Here is a 422-nt window from a genome sequence, read left to right as displayed (position 1 = left end):
GGCCAACACCGATAACACCGACGAAGCTGTCGTAGTCCAGTGCCGAGATTTGCATCTGGAACGGGCCATCAAGATCGACAGGTGGCGGGGTTACATGGTCGACGATCATCTGGAACAGTGGCGTCATGTCTTCGGCCATATCATCCGGATCTGTACCGGCGATACCGTTCAGGGCGGAGGCGTAGATAACCGGGAAGTCGAGCTGTTCATCGGTGGCACCGAGACGGTCGAACAGATCAAAGATCTCGTCCATTACCCAGTCAGGGCGAGCGCCAGGGCGGTCGATCTTGTTGATCACCACGATAGGACGCAGGCCACGCTCAAACGCTTTTTGGGTAACAAAACGGGTTTGTGGCATCGGGCCGTCGACGGCATCGACGAGCAGGCAGACGGAATCTACCATGGACATCACACGCTCAACC

1 protein-coding gene is annotated in these 422 nt (G+C 57.1%); it reads right to left on the bottom strand.

Annotated features, from left to right (window positions below):
• Window positions 1-422: GTP-binding protein (locus Q4563_RS16405; RefSeq protein ID WP_303605241.1), on the bottom strand; the 422-nt coding region annotated here is incomplete at both ends.

Source organism: Gilvimarinus sp. 1_MG-2023 (genome assembly GCF_030548285.1).
The sequence above is the reverse complement of the archived record's forward strand: the minus strand, read 5'-3'. Positions and strand labels throughout refer to the sequence as shown.